The sequence below is a fragment of the Delftia tsuruhatensis genome (genome assembly GCF_903815225.1).
GTDB lineage: Bacteria > Pseudomonadota > Gammaproteobacteria > Burkholderiales > Burkholderiaceae_C > Comamonas > Comamonas tsuruhatensis_A.
Genome location: NZ_LR813084.1, coordinates 5,215,745 through 5,231,176, shown reverse-complemented (window position 1 = coordinate 5,231,176; position 15,432 = coordinate 5,215,745). Strand labels below are relative to the sequence as shown.

Genomic DNA, 15,432 nt, shown 5'->3' with positions numbered 1-15,432 from the left:
CATGAACTTCGAACACACCGAAGACCGCCGCATGCTGGCGGACAGCCTCAACCGCTTCGTCTCCGAGCAGTACGCCATCGAGGCGCGCAACCACGTCGCCTATGGCGAGGAAGGCCACAGCCCGCTGCTGTACGGGCAGTTCGCGGACATCGGCGCCATCGGCGCGCTGTTTCCCGAGGACGCGGGCGGCTTCGGCGGCCAGGGCTTCGACATCAGCGTGGTCTTCGAATGCCTGGGCCGCGGCCTGGTGGCCGAGCCGCTGCTGGGCGCCCTGGTCGTGGGCCAGGCCCTGATCGCGGCCGGCAGCGATGCGCAAAAGGAACAACTGGCAGCCATCATCGACGGCACGTCCATTGCGGCCCTGGCCCATGACGAGCCGGGCAGCCACTACGAGCTCAACAACGTCGCCACCACGGCCGTGCGCAGCGGCGACGGCTGGGTGCTGAACGGCGCCAAGGGCGTGGTCGCCTTCGGCGAGAAGGCCGACCTGCTGCTGGTCTCGGCCCGCACCTCGGGCAGCCAGTACGACGAAGCCGGCATCAGCCTGTTCCTCGTGCCCGGCCATGCCGCAGGCATCCACAAGCGCGGCTACAACCGCATCGAAGGCGGCCGCGCGGCCGAGCTGGTGCTGGACCAGGTGCAGGTCGGCGCCGACGCCCTGCTGGGCGCCGAAGGCCAGGGCCTGTCCCTGCTGGAGCGCATCAGTGGCTACGCCGTGCTGGCGCTGACCGCCGAGGCCGTGGGCGCCATGGACGTGGCCAAGGACCAGACGCTGGAATACCTGCGCACGCGCAAGCAGTTCGGCGTGCCCATCGGCAGCTTCCAGGCCCTGCAGCACCGCATGGCCGACCTGCTGCTGGAAGTGGAGCAGGCGCGCTCGGCCGTGATCAACGCGGCCGCCGCCATTGCCGACGAAGACCGCGTGGCGCGCGAGAAGGCCCTGTCGGCCGCCAAGTACAGCATCGGCCGCATCGGCACCCTGGTGGCCGAGGAAAGCATCCAGATGCACGGCGGCATCGGCATGACCTGGGAGCTGCCCCTGGCCCACTACGCCAAGCGCCTGGTCATGATCGACCACCAGTTCGGCGACGAGGACCACCATCTGTCGCGTTACATCGCACTCGGCTCGCAACACTGAGCCAAGGAAAGCCGCCATGACCGAAGCGAACCAAGTCCTGCTGACCCGCCGCGAAGGCGCCGTGCTGGTGCTGTCCAACAACAACGTGGCCGCGCGCAATGCGCTGTCGCCCGAGTTCTACGCGGCCGTCACGGCGGCGTTGAAGAGCGCGGCGACCGACCCCACCGTGGGCGCCGTGGTGCTCACGGGCGAGGGCGGTCATTTCTGCGCGGGCGGCGACCTGCGCCAGCTGGCCAGGCGCCGCGAGCTGCCGGTGGAGGAACGCCGCGCCAAGCTCGAAGGCCTGCATGACCTGATCCGCAGCGTGCGCGACTTTCCCAAGCCCGTGATCGCCGCCGTCGAAGGCGCGGCGGCCGGCGCGGGCCTGTCCCTGGCCCTGGCCTGCGACATGCTGGTGGCCGCAAAGAACGCCGTGTTCTCGGTGGCCTACGTCAAGGTCGGCCTCACGCCCGATGGCGGCGCCACCGCCTTCCTGGCCGAGTTCGTCTCGCGCCAGGTGCTGACCGAGCTGTGCCTGACCGGCGAGCGCATCAGCGGCGAGCGCCTGCATGCCTTGGGCCCCGTCAACCGGCTGTCCGAACCGGGCCAGGCCCAGGCCGACGCCGTGGCGCTGGCCGCCCAGGTGGCCACCGGCCCCGACCAGGCCATGGCCCTGATCAAGGACCTGTGCCGCCAGGCACCGCGCAACACGCTGGAAGAACAGCTGGAGCTGGAGGCGCAGTACATGGTGCGCTCGCAGGAGAGCGAGGAATCCCGTGAAGGCATCGGTGCCTTCCTCGAAAAGCGCAGCGCCGACTTCACAAAATTGCGCGGTTGACCGCTCGATAGAAACAAGACTTTCCAAGGAGACAAGGCACATGGCCGACAGCCACAACGATCAGAACCAGGACATCGACTTCCCGCTGGAGGGCGTGCGCGTGCTCGATCTGTCGCGCGTGTTCGCGGGGCCGCTGTGCGGCATGGTGCTGGCCGACTTCGGCGCCGAGGTGGTCAAGGTCGAGCACCCGGGCCGCGGCGACGACACGCGCGACTGGGGCTTGCGCATCGGCAAGACCGAGACCACCTACTACAACAGCATGAACCGCAACAAGCGGTCCATCACGCTGGACCTGCAGACCCCCGAGGGCGTGAAGATCGTCCACGACCTGCTGCCCCAGTTCGACGTGGTCATCCACAATTTCAAGACCGGCGGCGCCGAGAAGCTGGGCCTGGGCTACGAACAGCTCAAGGCCATCAAGCCCGGCATCATCTACTGCGCCGTGGCCGGCTACGACAGCAGCGGCCCCGAGGCCAGGCGCCCCGGCTACGACCTGGTCATCCAGGGCGAGGCCGGCCTCATGGCGCTCAACGGCGAGGCCGGCACGCCGCCGCTCAAGTTCGGCGTGGCCGTGGTCGATCTCATGACCGGCATGTACGCGGCCCAGGCCATCCTGGCCGCGCTGTTCCGCCGCGAGCGCACGGGCAAGGGCCGCCTCATCGAGATGGCGCTGTACGACAGCGGCATCATGATCACCGGCTACTACGGCCTGGACGCCATGCAGCTGGGCCACGACCCCGAGCGCTACGGCAATGCCCACCCCTCCATCGTTCCCTACGGCATGTACGAGGCCGCCGACGGCCCGCTGATCATCGCCGTGGGCAACAACGCCCAGTTCGACAAGTTCTGCCGCCAGGTGGTGATGCGCCCCGACATCGTCGAGGACGAGCGTTTCTCCACCAACGTCAACCGCGCCAGGAACCGCCTGGAGCTGGGCCCCATGCTCAAGGAACTGATTCGCTCCTTCCCGCGCGATCTGCTGCTGGAGCGCCTGACGGCCGCCGGCATCCCCTGCGGCCGCGTGGCCGGCCTGCACGAGGCCCTGACCAGCGAGCGCACGCGCCGTGGCGGCCTGCTGCAGGACATGCCCCACCCCGTGGTCGGCACCACGCCCGTGTTCGCGCCGCCCTACCGCCTGGACGGCCAGCGCCTGCCCATCCGCCATGCACCGCCCACGCTGGGCGAGGGCACGCGCGAGGTGCTGCACCGGCTGCTGGCGCTGGACGATGCGGCATTGCAGGCGCTGCAAGCCAAGGGTGTCCTGACCTTGCCCCAGGAGCCTTCCTCGAACTGATTTCCCCGGTTTGCCCCCGGACCCCCAGAAAAAGCCGCGCAAGACGGCGAATACACACAGCGACTTCACAGGAGACAAGCCATGAGCACCCCAGTCACACGCCGCGACCTTCTTCAAGGGCTGGCCGCCATCGGCGGCACCAGCCTGCTGGCCACGGGCGCCACCAGCGCCCTCGCACAGGCCGCCAAGCCGGCCGCATGGCCCACCAAGCCCATCCGCGTGGTCGTGCCCTTCAACGCGGGCGGCGCCACCGACATCATGGCGCGCACCATCGGCGAAGTGCTGGCCAGGCGCGTAGGCCAGCCCGTGGTGGTGGACAACCGCGCCGGCGCGGCCGGCATCCTGGGCACCGATACCGTGGCCAAGGCCGCGCCCGATGGACACACGCTGCTGCTGTCGCTCAGCACCTCCATGCTGATCAACCAGTTCCTCTACACCAAGCTGCCCTACAACCCGCAAAAGGACATCGCCCTGATCACCCAGGTCGCGGCGGCGCCCGTCACCCTGGTGGTCCACCCCTCGGTGCCGGCCAGCAACATGAAGGAGCTGCTGGCCTACGTGAAGGCGAACAAGGGCAAGCTCTCGTACGGCTCCTGGGGCGTGGGCTCGTATGCCCACCTGGCCGGTGCCTACATGAGCAAGACCATGGACGCCGACATGACCCATGCCGCCTACAAGGGCGAGGCGCCCATGATCCAGGAGCTGATCGGCGGCCAGTTGCAGATGTGCTTTTCCAGCGCGCTCAACACCAAGCCCTTCATCGACTCGGGCAAGCTCAAGGCCATCGGCGTCACCGGCAAGGAGCGCATGGAAATCCTGCCCAAGGTGCCGACCATCTTCGAGCAGGGCGTGACCGACGACGCCTATTCGATCTACGGCTGGGTGGCCATGGGCGCGCCGGCCGGCACGCCCAAGGAGATCGTGGACGCGCTTTACGGCCACCTGCGCGAAATCATCAAGGACCCCAAGGTGCTGGAGCGCATCTCGGGCGCGGGCTTCATGCCCATGATGAACAGCCCCCAGGCCTTCCGGGAGAACTACCAGCGCGACATGCCCATCTGGAAGGCCTTGGTCGAAGAGGCTGGCGCGAAGCTTGATTGATTTTTCCGGCCCGCAGCAGCGGGCCGCCACCGACGACTGCTGAGACAGCTATGAGAGGAGACTTCATGTACACGCGCAATCCCGCATCCCCGGCACGCCCCACGCGGCGCAGCGTTCTGGCACTGGCCGCCGCGCCGCTGCTGGCCGGAATGGCCGGCGGCGCGCTGGCCGAGACCGACTGGCCCAGCAAGATGCTGCGGCTGGTCGTGCCCTTCCCGGCGGGCGGACCCACCGATACGGCATCGCGCATCGTGGGCCAGAAGCTGGGCGAGCGCCTCAAGCAGACCGTGGTGGTGGAAAACCGCCCCGGCGCCTCCGGCTCCATCGCGGCCGTGCAGGTCGCCAAGAGCCCGGCCGACGGCTATACGCTGATGATGCTGGCCACGCCCACGCTGCTGGCGCCGCACCTGTACAAGAAGGCCGGCTACGACACCGTCAAGGACTTCACGCCCGTGGCCACGGTCTATGACCTGCCCATCGTCATCGTGGTCAATCCCACGCTGCTGCCCGACGTCACCGACCTCAAGAGCCTGATCGCCCATGCCAAGGCCCAGAAGACCGCGCTGAACTACACCAGCTCGGGCGCCGGCAGCTTCGGCCACCTGAGCATGGAGCTGCTCAAGCAGATGGCCGGCTTCGACATGCAGCACGTGCCCTACAAGGGCGGCGTGCCCGCCATCACCGACACCATCGGCGGCCAGGTGCCCATCATGTATGCCGACCTCGTGGCCGCGCTGCCCCACATCCAGGCCGGCAAGCTGCGCGCCATCGCCGTGGGATCGCCCCAGCGCGTGAGCATGCTGCCCGACACGAAGACGATCGCCGAGCAGGGCATCAAGGGCTATGACGCCGTCTCCTGGGGCGGCCTGCTCGCGCCCAAGGGCACGCCCAAGGCCGTGGTCGACCGCATCGCCAGCGAGGTCCAGCAGATCCTGGCCGACAAGGACATCCAGAGCAAGCTGCTCAACGCCGGCGCCATCGCCGCCTTCCAGAACCCCGCCCAGCTGGGCCAGCGCATCCAGCAGGACTACACCCGCTGGGGCCAGCTGATCCGCGACAAGGGCATCGCAGTGGAGTGACACGGACATGAAGACACGCATCACCGAACTCTTCGGCATCGAGCACCCCATCATCCAGGGGGGCATGCACCATGTGGGCCTGGCCGAGCTGGCCTCCGCCGTCTCCAACGCGGGCGGCCTCGGCATCATCACGGGCCTGACCCAGCGCACGCCCGAGCTGCTGGCGCGCGAGATCGCGCGCTGCCGCGAGATGACGGACAAGCCCTTCGGCGTCAACCTGACCTTCCTGCCCTCGGTCAACCCGCCCGACTATCCGGGCTACGTCAAGGCCATCATCGAAGGCGGCGTCAAGGTCGTGGAGACGGCAGGCAACAACCCGCAGAAATGGCTGCCCGCGCTCAAGGAGGCCGGCATCAAGGTCATCCACAAGTGCACCTCGGTGCGCCACGCGCTCAAGGCCGAGGCCATCGGCTGCGACGCCATCAGCGTGGACGGCTTCGAATGCGGCGGCCATCCGGGCGAGGACGACATCCCCAACTTCATCCTGCTGCCGCGCGCGGCCGAAGAACTGAAGATTCCCTTTGTCGCCTCGGGCGGCATGGCCGACGGCCGCTCGCTGGTGGCTGCGCTGGCGCTGGGCGCCGAGGGCATCAACATGGGCACGCGCTTCATTGCCACCCAGGAAGCGCCCGTGCACGACAACGTCAAGCAGGCCATCGTCGCGGCCAGCGAGCTGGACACGCGCCTGGTCATGCGCCCGCTGCGCAACACCGAGCGCGTGCTGACCAACCCGGCCACCGAACGCCTGCTGCAAAAGGAGCGCGAGCTGGGCTCGGCCATCACCTTCGCCGACATCGCGCCCGAAGTGGCCGGCGTCTATCCGCGCATCATGCATGACGGCGACATGGACGCGGGCGTCTGGTCCTGCGGCATGGTGGCCGGCCTGATCCACGACGTGCCCACGGTGCAGCAACTGATCGACGGCATCATGGCCCAGGCCCATGCACTGATCAACGAGCGGTTGGCCGGTCTGGCCCGCTGACCCTGAACCTTTCAAAACCAGAAAAGAGCTTTCTCATGAAAATCCTTGTACCCGTCAAACGTGTCGTGGACTACAACGTGAAGGTCCGCGTGAAGTCGGACGGCACGGGCGTGGACATCGCCAACGTCAAGATGAGCATGAACCCCTTCGACGAAATCGCCGTCGAGGAAGCCGTGCGCCTGAAGGAAAAGGGCGTGGCCACCGAAGTCATCGCCGTCTCCTGCGGCGTGGCCCAGTGCCAGGAAACCCTGCGCACGGCCATGGCCATCGGTGCCGACCGCGGCATCCTGGTGGAGACCACCGAGGAGCTGCAGCCCCTGGCCGTGGCCAAGCTGCTCAAGGCCCTGGTGGACAAGGAGCAGCCCGGCCTCATCATCCTGGGCAAGCAGGCCATCGACGACGACGCCAACCAGACCGGCCAGATGCTGGCGGCCCTGGCCGACCTGCCCCAGGCTACCTTCGCCTCCAAGGTCGAAGTGGCCGGTGACAAGGTGAATGTGACGCGCGAAGTCGACGGCGGCCTGGAAACCCTGGCCCTGAGCCTGCCGGCCGTCATCACCACCGACCTGCGCCTGAACGAGCCGCGCTATGTCACGCTGCCCAACATCATGAAGGCCAAGAAAAAGCAGCTGGACACGGTCAAGCCTGAAGAGCTGGGCGTCGACGTGGCCCCGCGCCTGAAGACGCTCAAGGTGGCCGAGCCCGCCAAGCGCGGCGCTGGCGTCAAGGTGCCGGACGTTGCCACGCTGGTGTCCAAGCTCAAGAACGAAGCCAAAGTGATCTAAAGCAACAGGCCCCCACGCTCCCCTTGCATGCGCAAGGTCCGCTGCCCCCCAAGGGGGCCCTCGCGGCTTGGGGCGGCCCGGCGCCGCTCAAGCATTGAACTGAAAGGAATTCCATGACTGCACTGGTTATTGCAGAACACGACAACGCTTCGATCAAGAGCGCCACGCTGAACACCGTCACGGCGGCGCTTGCCTGCGGCGGCGACGTGCACGTGCTGGTCGCTGGCGAGAATGCCGGCGCCGCCGCGCAGGCTGCGGCCCAGATCGCTGGCGTGTCCAAGGTCATCCATGCCGATGGCGCAAGCCTCAAGGACGGCCTGGCCGAGAACCTGGCAGCGCAAGTGCTGGCCATTGCCGGCAACTACAGCCATATCCTGTTCCCCGCCACGGCCAGCGGCAAGAACGCCGCGCCGCGCGTGGCGGCCAAGCTCGATGTGGCCCAGATCAGCGACATCACCAAGGTGGCCAGTGCCGACACTTTCGAGCGCCCCATCTACGCGGGCAACGCGATTGCCACGGTGCAAAGCGGCGACAAGATCAAGGTGATCACCGTGCGCGGCACGGGCTTTGATGCAGCCGCAGCCACCGGCGGCAGCGCCCAGGTCGAGCAGCTGGCAGCGGCCGGCGACAACGGCAAGAGCAGCTTCGTGGGCCGCGAGGTGACCAAGAACGACCGCCCCGAACTGACGGCGGCCAGGATCATCGTCTCCGGTGGCCGCGCGCTGGGCAGCAGCGAGAAGTTCAACGAGGTCATGACCCCGTTGGCCGACAAGCTGGGCGCCGCCATCGGCGCCAGCCGCGCGGCGGTGGACGCGGGCTATGCGCCCAACGACCTGCAGGTGGGCCAGACCGGCAAGATCGTCGCGCCCCAGCTGTACATCGCGGCCGGCATCTCCGGCGCCATCCAGCACTTGGCCGGCATGAAGGACTCCAAGGTGATCGTGGCGATCAACAAGGACCCCGAGGCGCCGATCTTCTCGGTGGCCGACTACGGCCTGGAAGCCGACCTGTTCCAGGCCGTGCCCGAGCTGGTGCAGTCGCTGTAAGAACGCAAGACACCGCACCGGGAGGCGGTGCCAACGGGCCCGGGTGAAGCATCCGGGCCCTGGCCAGAGCGGCACACAAGGCATGTGCCCCGGCCTCACCTGGTTCAGAGATGCAGGAGACAGACATGCAGATTTCCATTGGCCGCCGCGGCTTCGCGCTCGCGGCTGCAGCCTTTGTGGCCGCCACCGGCGCCAGCGCGCCCGCCTGGGCCCAGGCCACCGACTTTCCCACGCGGCCGATCACGCTGATCGTGCCCTTCCCCGCAGGCGGCTCCACCGACCGCCACATGCGCACCCTGGCCGACATCGCGGGCAAGCAGCTGGGCCAGCCCATCATCGTGGAGAACAAGCCCGGCGCGGGCGGCACGCTGGGTCCGGGCAACATGGCGCGCACCGCCCGGCCCGACGGCTACACCATCACCCAGTTCCCCATGTCCATGCTGCGCATGGCCCACATGCAGAAGACGGCCTGGAACCCGCTCACCGACTTCACCTACATCATCGGCGTCTCGGGCTATACCTTCGGCTTCACGGTGCGCTCGGACTCGCCCTACAAGAGCTTCAACGAGTACATTGCCGCCGCGCGCAAGAGCCCCGGCAAGATCGAGTACGGCTCCACCGGCATCGGCTCCTCGCCCCACCTGCTGATGGAGGAACTGGCCGAGAACGCCAAGGTCACGCTCAACCACGTGCCCTTCAAGGGCAACGCCGACCTGCAGCAGGCCCTGCTGGGCGGCCATGTGGCCGCGCAAAGCGATGCCTCGGGCTGGGACACCTATGTGGACGGCGGCCAGATGCGCCTGCTCATGACCTTCGGCGAAAAGCGCACCCAGCGCTGGCCCGAAGTGCCCACGGCCAAGGAGCTGGGCTATGGCGTGGTCTCCACCTCGCCCTACGGCCTGGCGGGCCCCAAGGGCATGGACCCGGCCGTGGTGCGCAAGCTGCACGACGCCTTCAAGAAGGCCATGGACGATCCGCGCCACGTCGAAGTGCTCAAGCAGCTCAACCAGGACGCCTGGTACCGCTCGGGCGCCGACTATGCGCAATGGGCCAAGGACGCCTTTGCCAAGGACAAGGTCCTGATCGACCGCCTGGGCCTGGCCGCCAAGTAGGCCTGCCCTCCAATGCGCCCGCAGGGCCATGGGGCTCGCGGGCGCAGTCCGCTTGAGATTCGTGAATTCGTGAAACGGAGCCCCTCATGATTGTCTCCCTGCCTTCGCCCGATGCGCCATTCACCCCGCTGGCCGAGCTGATCCGCGCCCATGCGCGCCAGCAGCCCGGCCATGCCGCGCTGCGCGACGACCAGCAGACGCTGAGCTACGCGCAGCTTGACGCCCTCATGGACAGCGTGGCCGCCGCGCTGCAGCGCGACGGCGTGCAGCCTGGCCAGGCGATCGCCATCTGCGCGTTGAACTCGGTGCGCTATGCCGCGCTGTTCCTCGGCGCCCTGCGCGCGGGCGTGGTGGTGGCGCCGCTGGCACCATCGTCCACGGCCGACAGCCTGGCCTCCATGCTGCGCGATGCCCAGGCGCGCCACCTGTTCCTGGACAAGGCGGCCCAGGACCTGGTGCCCGCCGACGCCGGCCTGCAATGCATCTCGCTGGACGGCGTGGCGCCGGGCGGCGCCTTCGAGGACTGGCTGGCGCCCGAAGGCGCGCAGCCCGCCCCAGTCAGCGTGGAGCCGGCCGCGGCGTTCAACATCATCTATTCCTCGGGCACCACGGGGGTTCCGAAGGGCATCGTGCAGTCGCACGGCATGCGCTGGGCCCACATCAACCGGGGCAGCGTCTATGGCTACGGCCCCGAGGGCACGACGCTGCTGGCCACGCCGCTGTATTCCAACACCACGCTGGTGGTGTTCTTCCCCACGCTGGGCAGCGGCGGCTGCGTGGTGCTGATGCCAAAGTTCGATGCGGCCCGCTACCTGCAACTGGCCCAGCAGCACCGCGTCACCCACACCATGCTGGTGCCCGTGCAGTACCAGCGCATCATGGCGCTGCCGCAGTTTGGCGAGCATGATTTGTCCAGCTTCCGCGCCAAGTTCTGCACCAGCGCTCCGTTCCGTGCCGAGCTCAAGGCCGACGTGGTGGCGCGCTGGCCCGGCAGCCTGACCGAGTTCTACGGCATGACCGAAGGTGGCGGCACCTGCATCCTCGAAGCCCACCTGCACCCTGACAAGCTGCACACCGTGGGCAAGCCCGCCGAAGGCCATGACATCCGCCTCATCGACGAGGAAGGCCGCGAGGTCGGACCCGGCCAGGATGGCGAGGTCGTGGGCCACTCGGCCAGCATGATGACCGGCTACCACGGCCAGCCCGCCAAGACGCGCGAGGCCGAATGGTTCGACCCCACGGGCAAGCGCTTCATCCGCACGGGCGACGTGGGCCGGTTCGATGCCGACGGCTTCCTCACCCTGTTCGACCGCCGCAAGGACATGATCATCAGCGGCGGCTTCAACATCTACCCCAGCGACCTGGAAGCCCAGCTGCGCGCCCACCCGGCCGTGGAGGACGTGGCCGTGGTCGGCGTGCCCTCCGAGCAATGGGGCGAGACGCCCGTGGCCTACGTGGTGTCGCGCACGGGGCAGGCGGCCCTGCCCGAGGAGATCATGGGCTGGTACAACCAGCAGGCTGGCAAGACCCAGCGCCTGGCGGACCTGCGCTTCATTGCCGAGCTGCCGCGCAGCGCCATCGGCAAGGTGCTCAAGCGCGAGCTGCGCGACCAGTACGCGACGGGGCGCTGAACCGGCGGATGCTTTCTCCAAACGATGTCCACCACGTCCACCAAGAGGTACACCCCATGAGCAACGACACCACGATGTCCGAGGTCCGCCGCCAGGTGACGGCCGAGGAATGGCAGACCCGCATCGAGCTGGCCGCCGCCTACCGGCTGGTCGCCCACTTCGGCTGGGACGACCTGATCTTCACCCACATCTCGGCGCGCGTGCCGGGCCAGCCCGACCAGTTCCTGATCAACCCCTACGGCATGCTGTTCGACGAGATCACGGCCTCCAGCCTGGTCAAGGTCGATCACGAAGGCCGGCCGTTGATGGAGACCGAGTACGACGTCAACCCGGCCGGCTTCGTCATCCACAGCGCCATCCACGACGGCCGCCCCGAGGTGCAGTGCGTGCTGCACACGCACACGCGCCACGGCGTGGCCGTCTCGGCGCAGAAGGAGGGGCTGCTGCCCATCTCGCAGCAGTCCATCTTTCCGCTGGCGCGCCTGGCCTACCACGACTACGAAGGCGTGGCCCTGCGCGACGACGAGAAACCGCGCCTGGTCGACGACCTGGGCGACAGCAACTTCCTCATCCTGCGCAACCACGGCCTGCTGACCTGCGGCCGCAACGTGGCCGAGGCCGTGCTGGCCATGTACACGCTGGAGTCGGCCTGCCGCATCCAGATCCTGGCGCAGTCGGGCGGCGGCGAGCTGACCCGCATCCCGCAGGACATCATCAGCGATGCGGTCAACCAGTCGCGCCAGGTCACCAAGGGCAAGGGCGCGGGCCTGGCCTGGCCTGGCCTGCTGCGCCGTCTTGATCGAATCGATCCGAGCTACAAGGACTGAAAGAAACATGGGAATCCTGGTCAACATCCACCCGAGCATGGGCGCGCCCATCGTCGATGCGCTGCGCGCGCTGGCGCCCGACGTACCCGTCTGGGCGAGTCGCGACGAGGCGCCGGCCGACGCGGTCGAGGCCATGCTCGCCTGGAGCCTCAAGCCGGGCGTGCTGCCGGCCTATCCGGGCCTGAAGCTGCTGTGCGCACCCAGCGCGGGCGTGGACAAGCTGCTGGCCGTGCCCGACCTGCCGGCTGGCCTGCCCGTGGCGCGCACCGTCGATCCGCAGCAGCATGTGGAGATCGCCCAGTACGTGGTCGGCACCGCGCTGCGCCACACGCGCGAGCTGGACCTGTTCGCGCGCCAGCAGCAGGCCGGCGACTGGCTGCGCCGCCCCGTGCGCGCCAGCGCCGAATGCCGCGTGGGCATCCTGGGCCTGGGCGAAGTGGGCCGCTTCGTGGCCGGCGCCCTGCAGGCCATCGGCTATCCCGTGGCGGGCTGGAGCCGCAGCGCCAAGAACCTTCCCGGCCTGGCCACGCACAGCGGCGCCCAGGGCCTTGAGCAACTACTGTCCACCAGCGACATCCTGGTCTGCGCCTTGCCGCTCACGCCCGAGACGCGCGACCTGCTGGACCGCCGCACCCTGTCCCTGCTGCCGCGCGGCGCCTACTTCATCAACGTGGGGCGCGGCGAGCAGGTGGTGGAAGATGACCTGCTGGCCCTGCTCGACGAAGGCCACCTGGCTGGCGCCGCGCTGGACGTGTTGCGCGAGGAGCCGCCCCAGCCCGGCAACAAGGTCTGGCAGCACCCCAAGGCCTTCGTCACGCCGCACATCGCGGCCCAGGCTTCGGCCGACACCGTGGCCCGCCAGTGCCTGGAGAACCTGCGCCGCCTGCGCGCGGGAGAGCACCTGCTCAACCTGGTGGACGTGGGCCGGGGATACTGAGCCCTTTTCCCGCCGAACGCCGCGCTGTCGCGCGGCGTTTTTTCGCTGTACAAGAACCAAGAGACATCCATGCCATCGACATCCCGCCGCGGCTTCATGCAATCGACCGCAGCAGCGGCAGCCACCGCGCTCGCTCCCTCGGCCTGGGCGCAGAGCCCCTGGCCCTCCAAGCCCATCCGCATCATCGTTCCGTATACCGCAGGCGGCTTCACCGACCAGATGGCGCGCCTCGTGCAACTGGGCCTGCAAAAGGCCCTGGGCCAGCCCGTCATCGTGGAGAACAAGCCCGGCGCCAACAGCATCATCGGCGTGGACCAGATCGCCAAGGCCGTGCCCGACGGGCACACCTTCGGCGTGGTCATCGCGGCCTATGCGGCCAACACCACGCTCTACCCCAAGCTGCCCTACAACCCGAAGAAGGACCTGGTCGGCGTATCGCTCATGGGCGTCTCGCCCCTGGTCGCGGCCGTGGCCATGAACGCGCCCTTCAAGACCACGGCGGAGCTGATCGCCTACGCCAAGGCCCACCCCGGCAAGGTGGGCTTCGGCTCCTCGGGCAGCGGCTCCAGCGCCCACCTGACCACCGAGCTGATGAAGCTGCTCACCAAGACCGACATGGTGCACGTCCCCTACAAGGGCGCCGCGCCCGCGCTGGCCGACCTCATGGGTGGCCAGATTCCGCTGTTCCTGGACCCGCCGCCCAACCTGATCCAGCCCGCCAAGGCCGGTCGCATCCGCCTCATCGGCGTGGCCAGCGACAAGCGCCTGGCCGCGCTGCCCGAGGTGCCGACCTTCGTGGAGCAGGGCTACGACGGCCTGCTGGGCAGCACCTGGGCCGCCATGATCGCGCCGGCCGGCTTGCCGCGCGAGATCGTGCAGCGCATGTCCGCCGAGGTGTCGCGGATCATTCGCAGTGCGGAGGTGTCGCAGCGGCTGGAGCAGGTGATGGGGACGTTTGCGGAGGGGTCCACTCCCGAGGAGTGTGATCGGTTCATTGCTGCGGAGACGGAGAAGTGGGGGAGGGTGATTCGGGAGGCGAAGGTGACGGTGGACTAGGTTTTTTGGTCCGCTGGTCCGTTTTTTGTTTTTTGACCCTGCCGGGTGGTTGTTTTTCGGGGCCGGGGTTCGGCCCGGCGGCCGACCCGCTTTCTTGTCGCGCGACAAGAAAGCGGGGCAAAGAAGCGCGCCCCACTGCCCACGACCCTCCGCTTCGCTGCGGGCGACCTGCGTTGGGCAGAAGGGGGGAGGCTGGGGAACAGCCAACAGCCGGCGCCATCGCTCCGCTCGGCTTCAAACCAGGGGCCGAGCGAAGCGAAGGCCCGTACCAACTCCCCGTATGTCAGCGCCTGCGGCGTGGTGGTTGCGGGGTTGCAGTCCTGCCGAAGGACAGGACTGCTTCGTGATCTGACTCGCCGTGATGTTTGAGCGTAGCGCGCAGCGCGAAGAGAGTTTCACGGCGAACCCCGCAACCGCCACGACGCAGGTTGCCCGCAGCGAAGCGGAGGGTCGCGGACATTCGGGGTCGCCTTCTTTGGCCACCTTTCTTGGCGACCAAGAAAGGTGGTCGGCCGCCGGGCCGAGACCCGGCCTCGAAAAGCAACCACCCGGCAGGGGCAAAACCAATCAAGAAGCGCCCACCCTCCACCGCCTCCTCGGCGCCCTCAACGCATGCCTTTCCCGATAGGCCGCAGGCGCCATTCCCACATACCGCAAGAACACCCGCCGAAACGCCGAGGCATCCCCATATCCGCAGGCCAGCGCCACGGAGGGCACGCTCTCCAGCGTGATCTCCAGCAGCACCCGTGCGCGTGCGCAGCGCAGGCGGTGCAGGTGGTCCAGCGGGCTGTGGCCCAGCTCCTGCTGGAAGTGGCGCAGCAGCGTGCGCGGGCTGGTCGAGACCGCATCGGCCAGGGCAGGCAGGTCATAGGGCTGCTCCACGCGCGCCTCCAGCCAGGCGATGGCATGGGCCAGCACGCTGGTGCGCGTGGCGGGAATGCGGCGGTCCCGCAGGGCGGCGTGGGTGGTGCGTTCGCGCTCTGGATCGGGCTGGAGCACGGCGGCCAGTGCCGCCGCCAGGTCGTCGCCGAAGGCATGGCGCGTGAGCGCCACGGCCATGGGGGCCAAGGCCTCGGGGTGGGAGGCGCTGAGCCAGGGCCTGTCGTCCACGAAGGGCTGGCCCTCCGCCAGGGCGATGCCTGGGAAGTCCAGGCCGAAGCCACCCATGAAATACCAGGGCAGGGCCACGCGCCGGCCCTCGCAGCGGCCGCTGGCCGCAGCGAACCAGGCCGCACCGCCCTGCGTGCAGACGGCCAATCCCTGGTCGAAGGCCGTGGCGACGCGCCGCACCAGGGCGGGATGCGCCGCGACGATCTCGCGGATGGAGGGAATGTCGGGGCGGTGCAGCGCGCTCAGGAACAGCGCCTGTGCCGGACCGTCGGTGGCGGCACCTTCGGCCGCGTAGGGGAGCTGGGGCAATGACCGTCCCTGGTCGTCCACCCAGCGCCAGCCGAAGCGCGGGGCGCGCCGGCCCAGCCGCAGGTCCGCCAGCAGGTTGGCGTTGCGCAGCATCTCGACCAGGTGGGCGGCATGGCCGATGGCGCTGTGCTCCAGGCAGGGCAGTTCGACGACGAAGGTCTTGGGCATGGCGGTTTTGGCTCCTTGAATGGCGATTCTGCCGTGCCTG

At 68.6% G+C, this 15,432-nt stretch carries 14 protein-coding genes; 13 read left to right on the top strand and 1 reads right to left on the bottom strand.

Annotated elements, in window-relative coordinates; translation table 11 throughout:
- The first annotated feature begins 1 nt into the window (after position 1).
- From L1Z78_RS23810 to L1Z78_RS23750, 13 genes are all read left to right on the top strand, one after another.
- Positions 2 to 1,138: an acyl-CoA dehydrogenase family protein gene (locus L1Z78_RS23810; RefSeq protein WP_234638804.1), complete on the top strand. Its 1,137-nt coding sequence runs from the start codon at positions 2 to 4 to the stop codon at positions 1,136 to 1,138.
- A gap of 16 nt (positions 1,139 to 1,154) precedes the next feature.
- A complete protein-coding gene (locus L1Z78_RS23805; protein ID WP_234638803.1) occupies positions 1,155 to 1,955 on the top strand; it encodes an oxepin-CoA hydrolase, alternative type in 801 nt (266 codons plus the stop codon).
- Positions 1,956 to 1,995: 40 nt separating this feature from the next.
- A complete protein-coding gene (locus L1Z78_RS23800) occupies positions 1,996 to 3,249 on the top strand; it encodes a CaiB/BaiF CoA transferase family protein (RefSeq protein WP_234638802.1) in 1,254 nt (417 codons plus the stop codon).
- Between the two features lie 81 nt (positions 3,250 to 3,330).
- Entirely contained in the window at positions 3,331 to 4,350 is a 1,020-nt protein-coding gene (locus tag L1Z78_RS23795; protein WP_234638801.1) for a Bug family tripartite tricarboxylate transporter substrate binding protein, read from the top strand.
- Positions 4,351 to 4,415: 65 nt separating this feature from the next.
- Positions 4,416 to 5,429 carry a Bug family tripartite tricarboxylate transporter substrate binding protein gene (locus L1Z78_RS23790; RefSeq protein ID WP_234638800.1) on the top strand — a complete coding sequence of 338 codons (1,014 nt, stop codon included), beginning with the start codon at positions 4,416 to 4,418 and terminating at the stop codon, positions 5,427 to 5,429.
- A 7-nt stretch (positions 5,430 to 5,436) separates the two neighbouring features.
- Complete coding sequence (locus L1Z78_RS23785; protein ID WP_234638799.1) at positions 5,437 to 6,411, top strand: NAD(P)H-dependent flavin oxidoreductase; 975 nt, start codon at positions 5,437 to 5,439, stop codon at positions 6,409 to 6,411.
- Between the two features lie 35 nt (positions 6,412 to 6,446).
- On the top strand, positions 6,447 to 7,196 hold the full coding sequence (locus tag L1Z78_RS23780; RefSeq protein WP_012203332.1) for an electron transfer flavoprotein subunit beta/FixA family protein: 750 nt from the start codon (positions 6,447 to 6,449) through the stop codon (positions 7,194 to 7,196).
- A 113-nt stretch (positions 7,197 to 7,309) separates the two neighbouring features.
- Positions 7,310 to 8,242 (top strand): electron transfer flavoprotein subunit alpha/FixB family protein, encoded by a 933-nt coding sequence (locus tag L1Z78_RS23775; protein WP_234638798.1) that lies wholly within the window; start codon positions 7,310 to 7,312, stop codon positions 8,240 to 8,242.
- Positions 8,243 to 8,367: 125 nt separating this feature from the next.
- Entirely contained in the window at positions 8,368 to 9,354 is a 987-nt protein-coding gene (locus L1Z78_RS23770; protein WP_234638797.1) for a tripartite tricarboxylate transporter substrate binding protein, read from the top strand.
- 86 nt (positions 9,355 to 9,440) lie between these two features.
- Positions 9,441 to 10,985: a class I adenylate-forming enzyme family protein gene (locus L1Z78_RS23765; RefSeq protein ID WP_234638796.1), complete on the top strand. Its 1,545-nt coding sequence runs from the start codon at positions 9,441 to 9,443 to the stop codon at positions 10,983 to 10,985.
- A gap of 56 nt (positions 10,986 to 11,041) precedes the next feature.
- On the top strand, positions 11,042 to 11,812 hold the full coding sequence (locus tag L1Z78_RS23760; protein WP_234638795.1) for a class II aldolase/adducin family protein: 771 nt from the start codon (positions 11,042 to 11,044) through the stop codon (positions 11,810 to 11,812).
- 7 nt (positions 11,813 to 11,819) lie between these two features.
- Positions 11,820 to 12,749 (top strand): 2-hydroxyacid dehydrogenase, encoded by a 930-nt coding sequence (locus tag L1Z78_RS23755; RefSeq protein ID WP_234638794.1) that lies wholly within the window; start codon positions 11,820 to 11,822, stop codon positions 12,747 to 12,749.
- Between the two features lie 69 nt (positions 12,750 to 12,818).
- A complete protein-coding gene (locus tag L1Z78_RS23750) occupies positions 12,819 to 13,805 on the top strand; it encodes a tripartite tricarboxylate transporter substrate binding protein (RefSeq protein WP_234638793.1) in 987 nt (328 codons plus the stop codon).
- A gap of 567 nt (positions 13,806 to 14,372) precedes the next feature.
- Here L1Z78_RS23750 and L1Z78_RS23745 read toward each other — a convergent pair.
- Positions 14,373 to 15,392, bottom strand: coding sequence for a GlxA family transcriptional regulator (locus tag L1Z78_RS23745; protein WP_234638792.1), 1,020 nt, complete (start codon positions 15,390 to 15,392; stop codon positions 14,373 to 14,375).
- Positions 15,393 to 15,432 lie beyond the last annotated feature (40 nt).

What these genes read in the sequence shown, in the direction of transcription:
- L1Z78_RS23785 (WP_234638799.1), top strand. Translation starts at nt 5,437, where the DNA reads ATGAAGACACGCATCACCGAACTCTTCGGCATCGAGCACCCCATCATC.
- L1Z78_RS23775 (WP_234638798.1), top strand. Translation starts at nt 7,310, where the DNA reads ATGACTGCACTGGTTATTGCAGAACACGACAACGCTTCGATCAAGAGC.
- L1Z78_RS23780 (WP_012203332.1), top strand. Translation starts at nt 6,447, where the DNA reads ATGAAAATCCTTGTACCCGTCAAACGTGTCGTGGACTACAACGTGAAG.
- L1Z78_RS23805 (WP_234638803.1), top strand. Translation starts at nt 1,155, where the DNA reads ATGACCGAAGCGAACCAAGTCCTGCTGACCCGCCGCGAAGGCGCCGTG.
- L1Z78_RS23755 (WP_234638794.1), top strand. Translation starts at nt 11,820, where the DNA reads ATGGGAATCCTGGTCAACATCCACCCGAGCATGGGCGCGCCCATCGTC.
- L1Z78_RS23795 (WP_234638801.1), top strand. Translation starts at nt 3,331, where the DNA reads ATGAGCACCCCAGTCACACGCCGCGACCTTCTTCAAGGGCTGGCCGCC.
- L1Z78_RS23745 (WP_234638792.1), bottom strand. Translation starts at nt 15,392, where the DNA reads ATGCCCAAGACCTTCGTCGTCGAACTGCCCTGCCTGGAGCACAGCGCC.
- L1Z78_RS23790 (WP_234638800.1), top strand. Translation starts at nt 4,416, where the DNA reads ATGTACACGCGCAATCCCGCATCCCCGGCACGCCCCACGCGGCGCAGC.
- L1Z78_RS23770 (WP_234638797.1), top strand. Translation starts at nt 8,368, where the DNA reads ATGCAGATTTCCATTGGCCGCCGCGGCTTCGCGCTCGCGGCTGCAGCC.
- L1Z78_RS23760 (WP_234638795.1), top strand. Translation starts at nt 11,042, where the DNA reads ATGAGCAACGACACCACGATGTCCGAGGTCCGCCGCCAGGTGACGGCC.
- L1Z78_RS23800 (WP_234638802.1), top strand. Translation starts at nt 1,996, where the DNA reads ATGGCCGACAGCCACAACGATCAGAACCAGGACATCGACTTCCCGCTG.
- L1Z78_RS23750 (WP_234638793.1), top strand. Translation starts at nt 12,819, where the DNA reads ATGCCATCGACATCCCGCCGCGGCTTCATGCAATCGACCGCAGCAGCG.
- L1Z78_RS23810 (WP_234638804.1), top strand. Translation starts at nt 2, where the DNA reads ATGAACTTCGAACACACCGAAGACCGCCGCATGCTGGCGGACAGCCTC.
- L1Z78_RS23765 (WP_234638796.1), top strand. Translation starts at nt 9,441, where the DNA reads ATGATTGTCTCCCTGCCTTCGCCCGATGCGCCATTCACCCCGCTGGCC.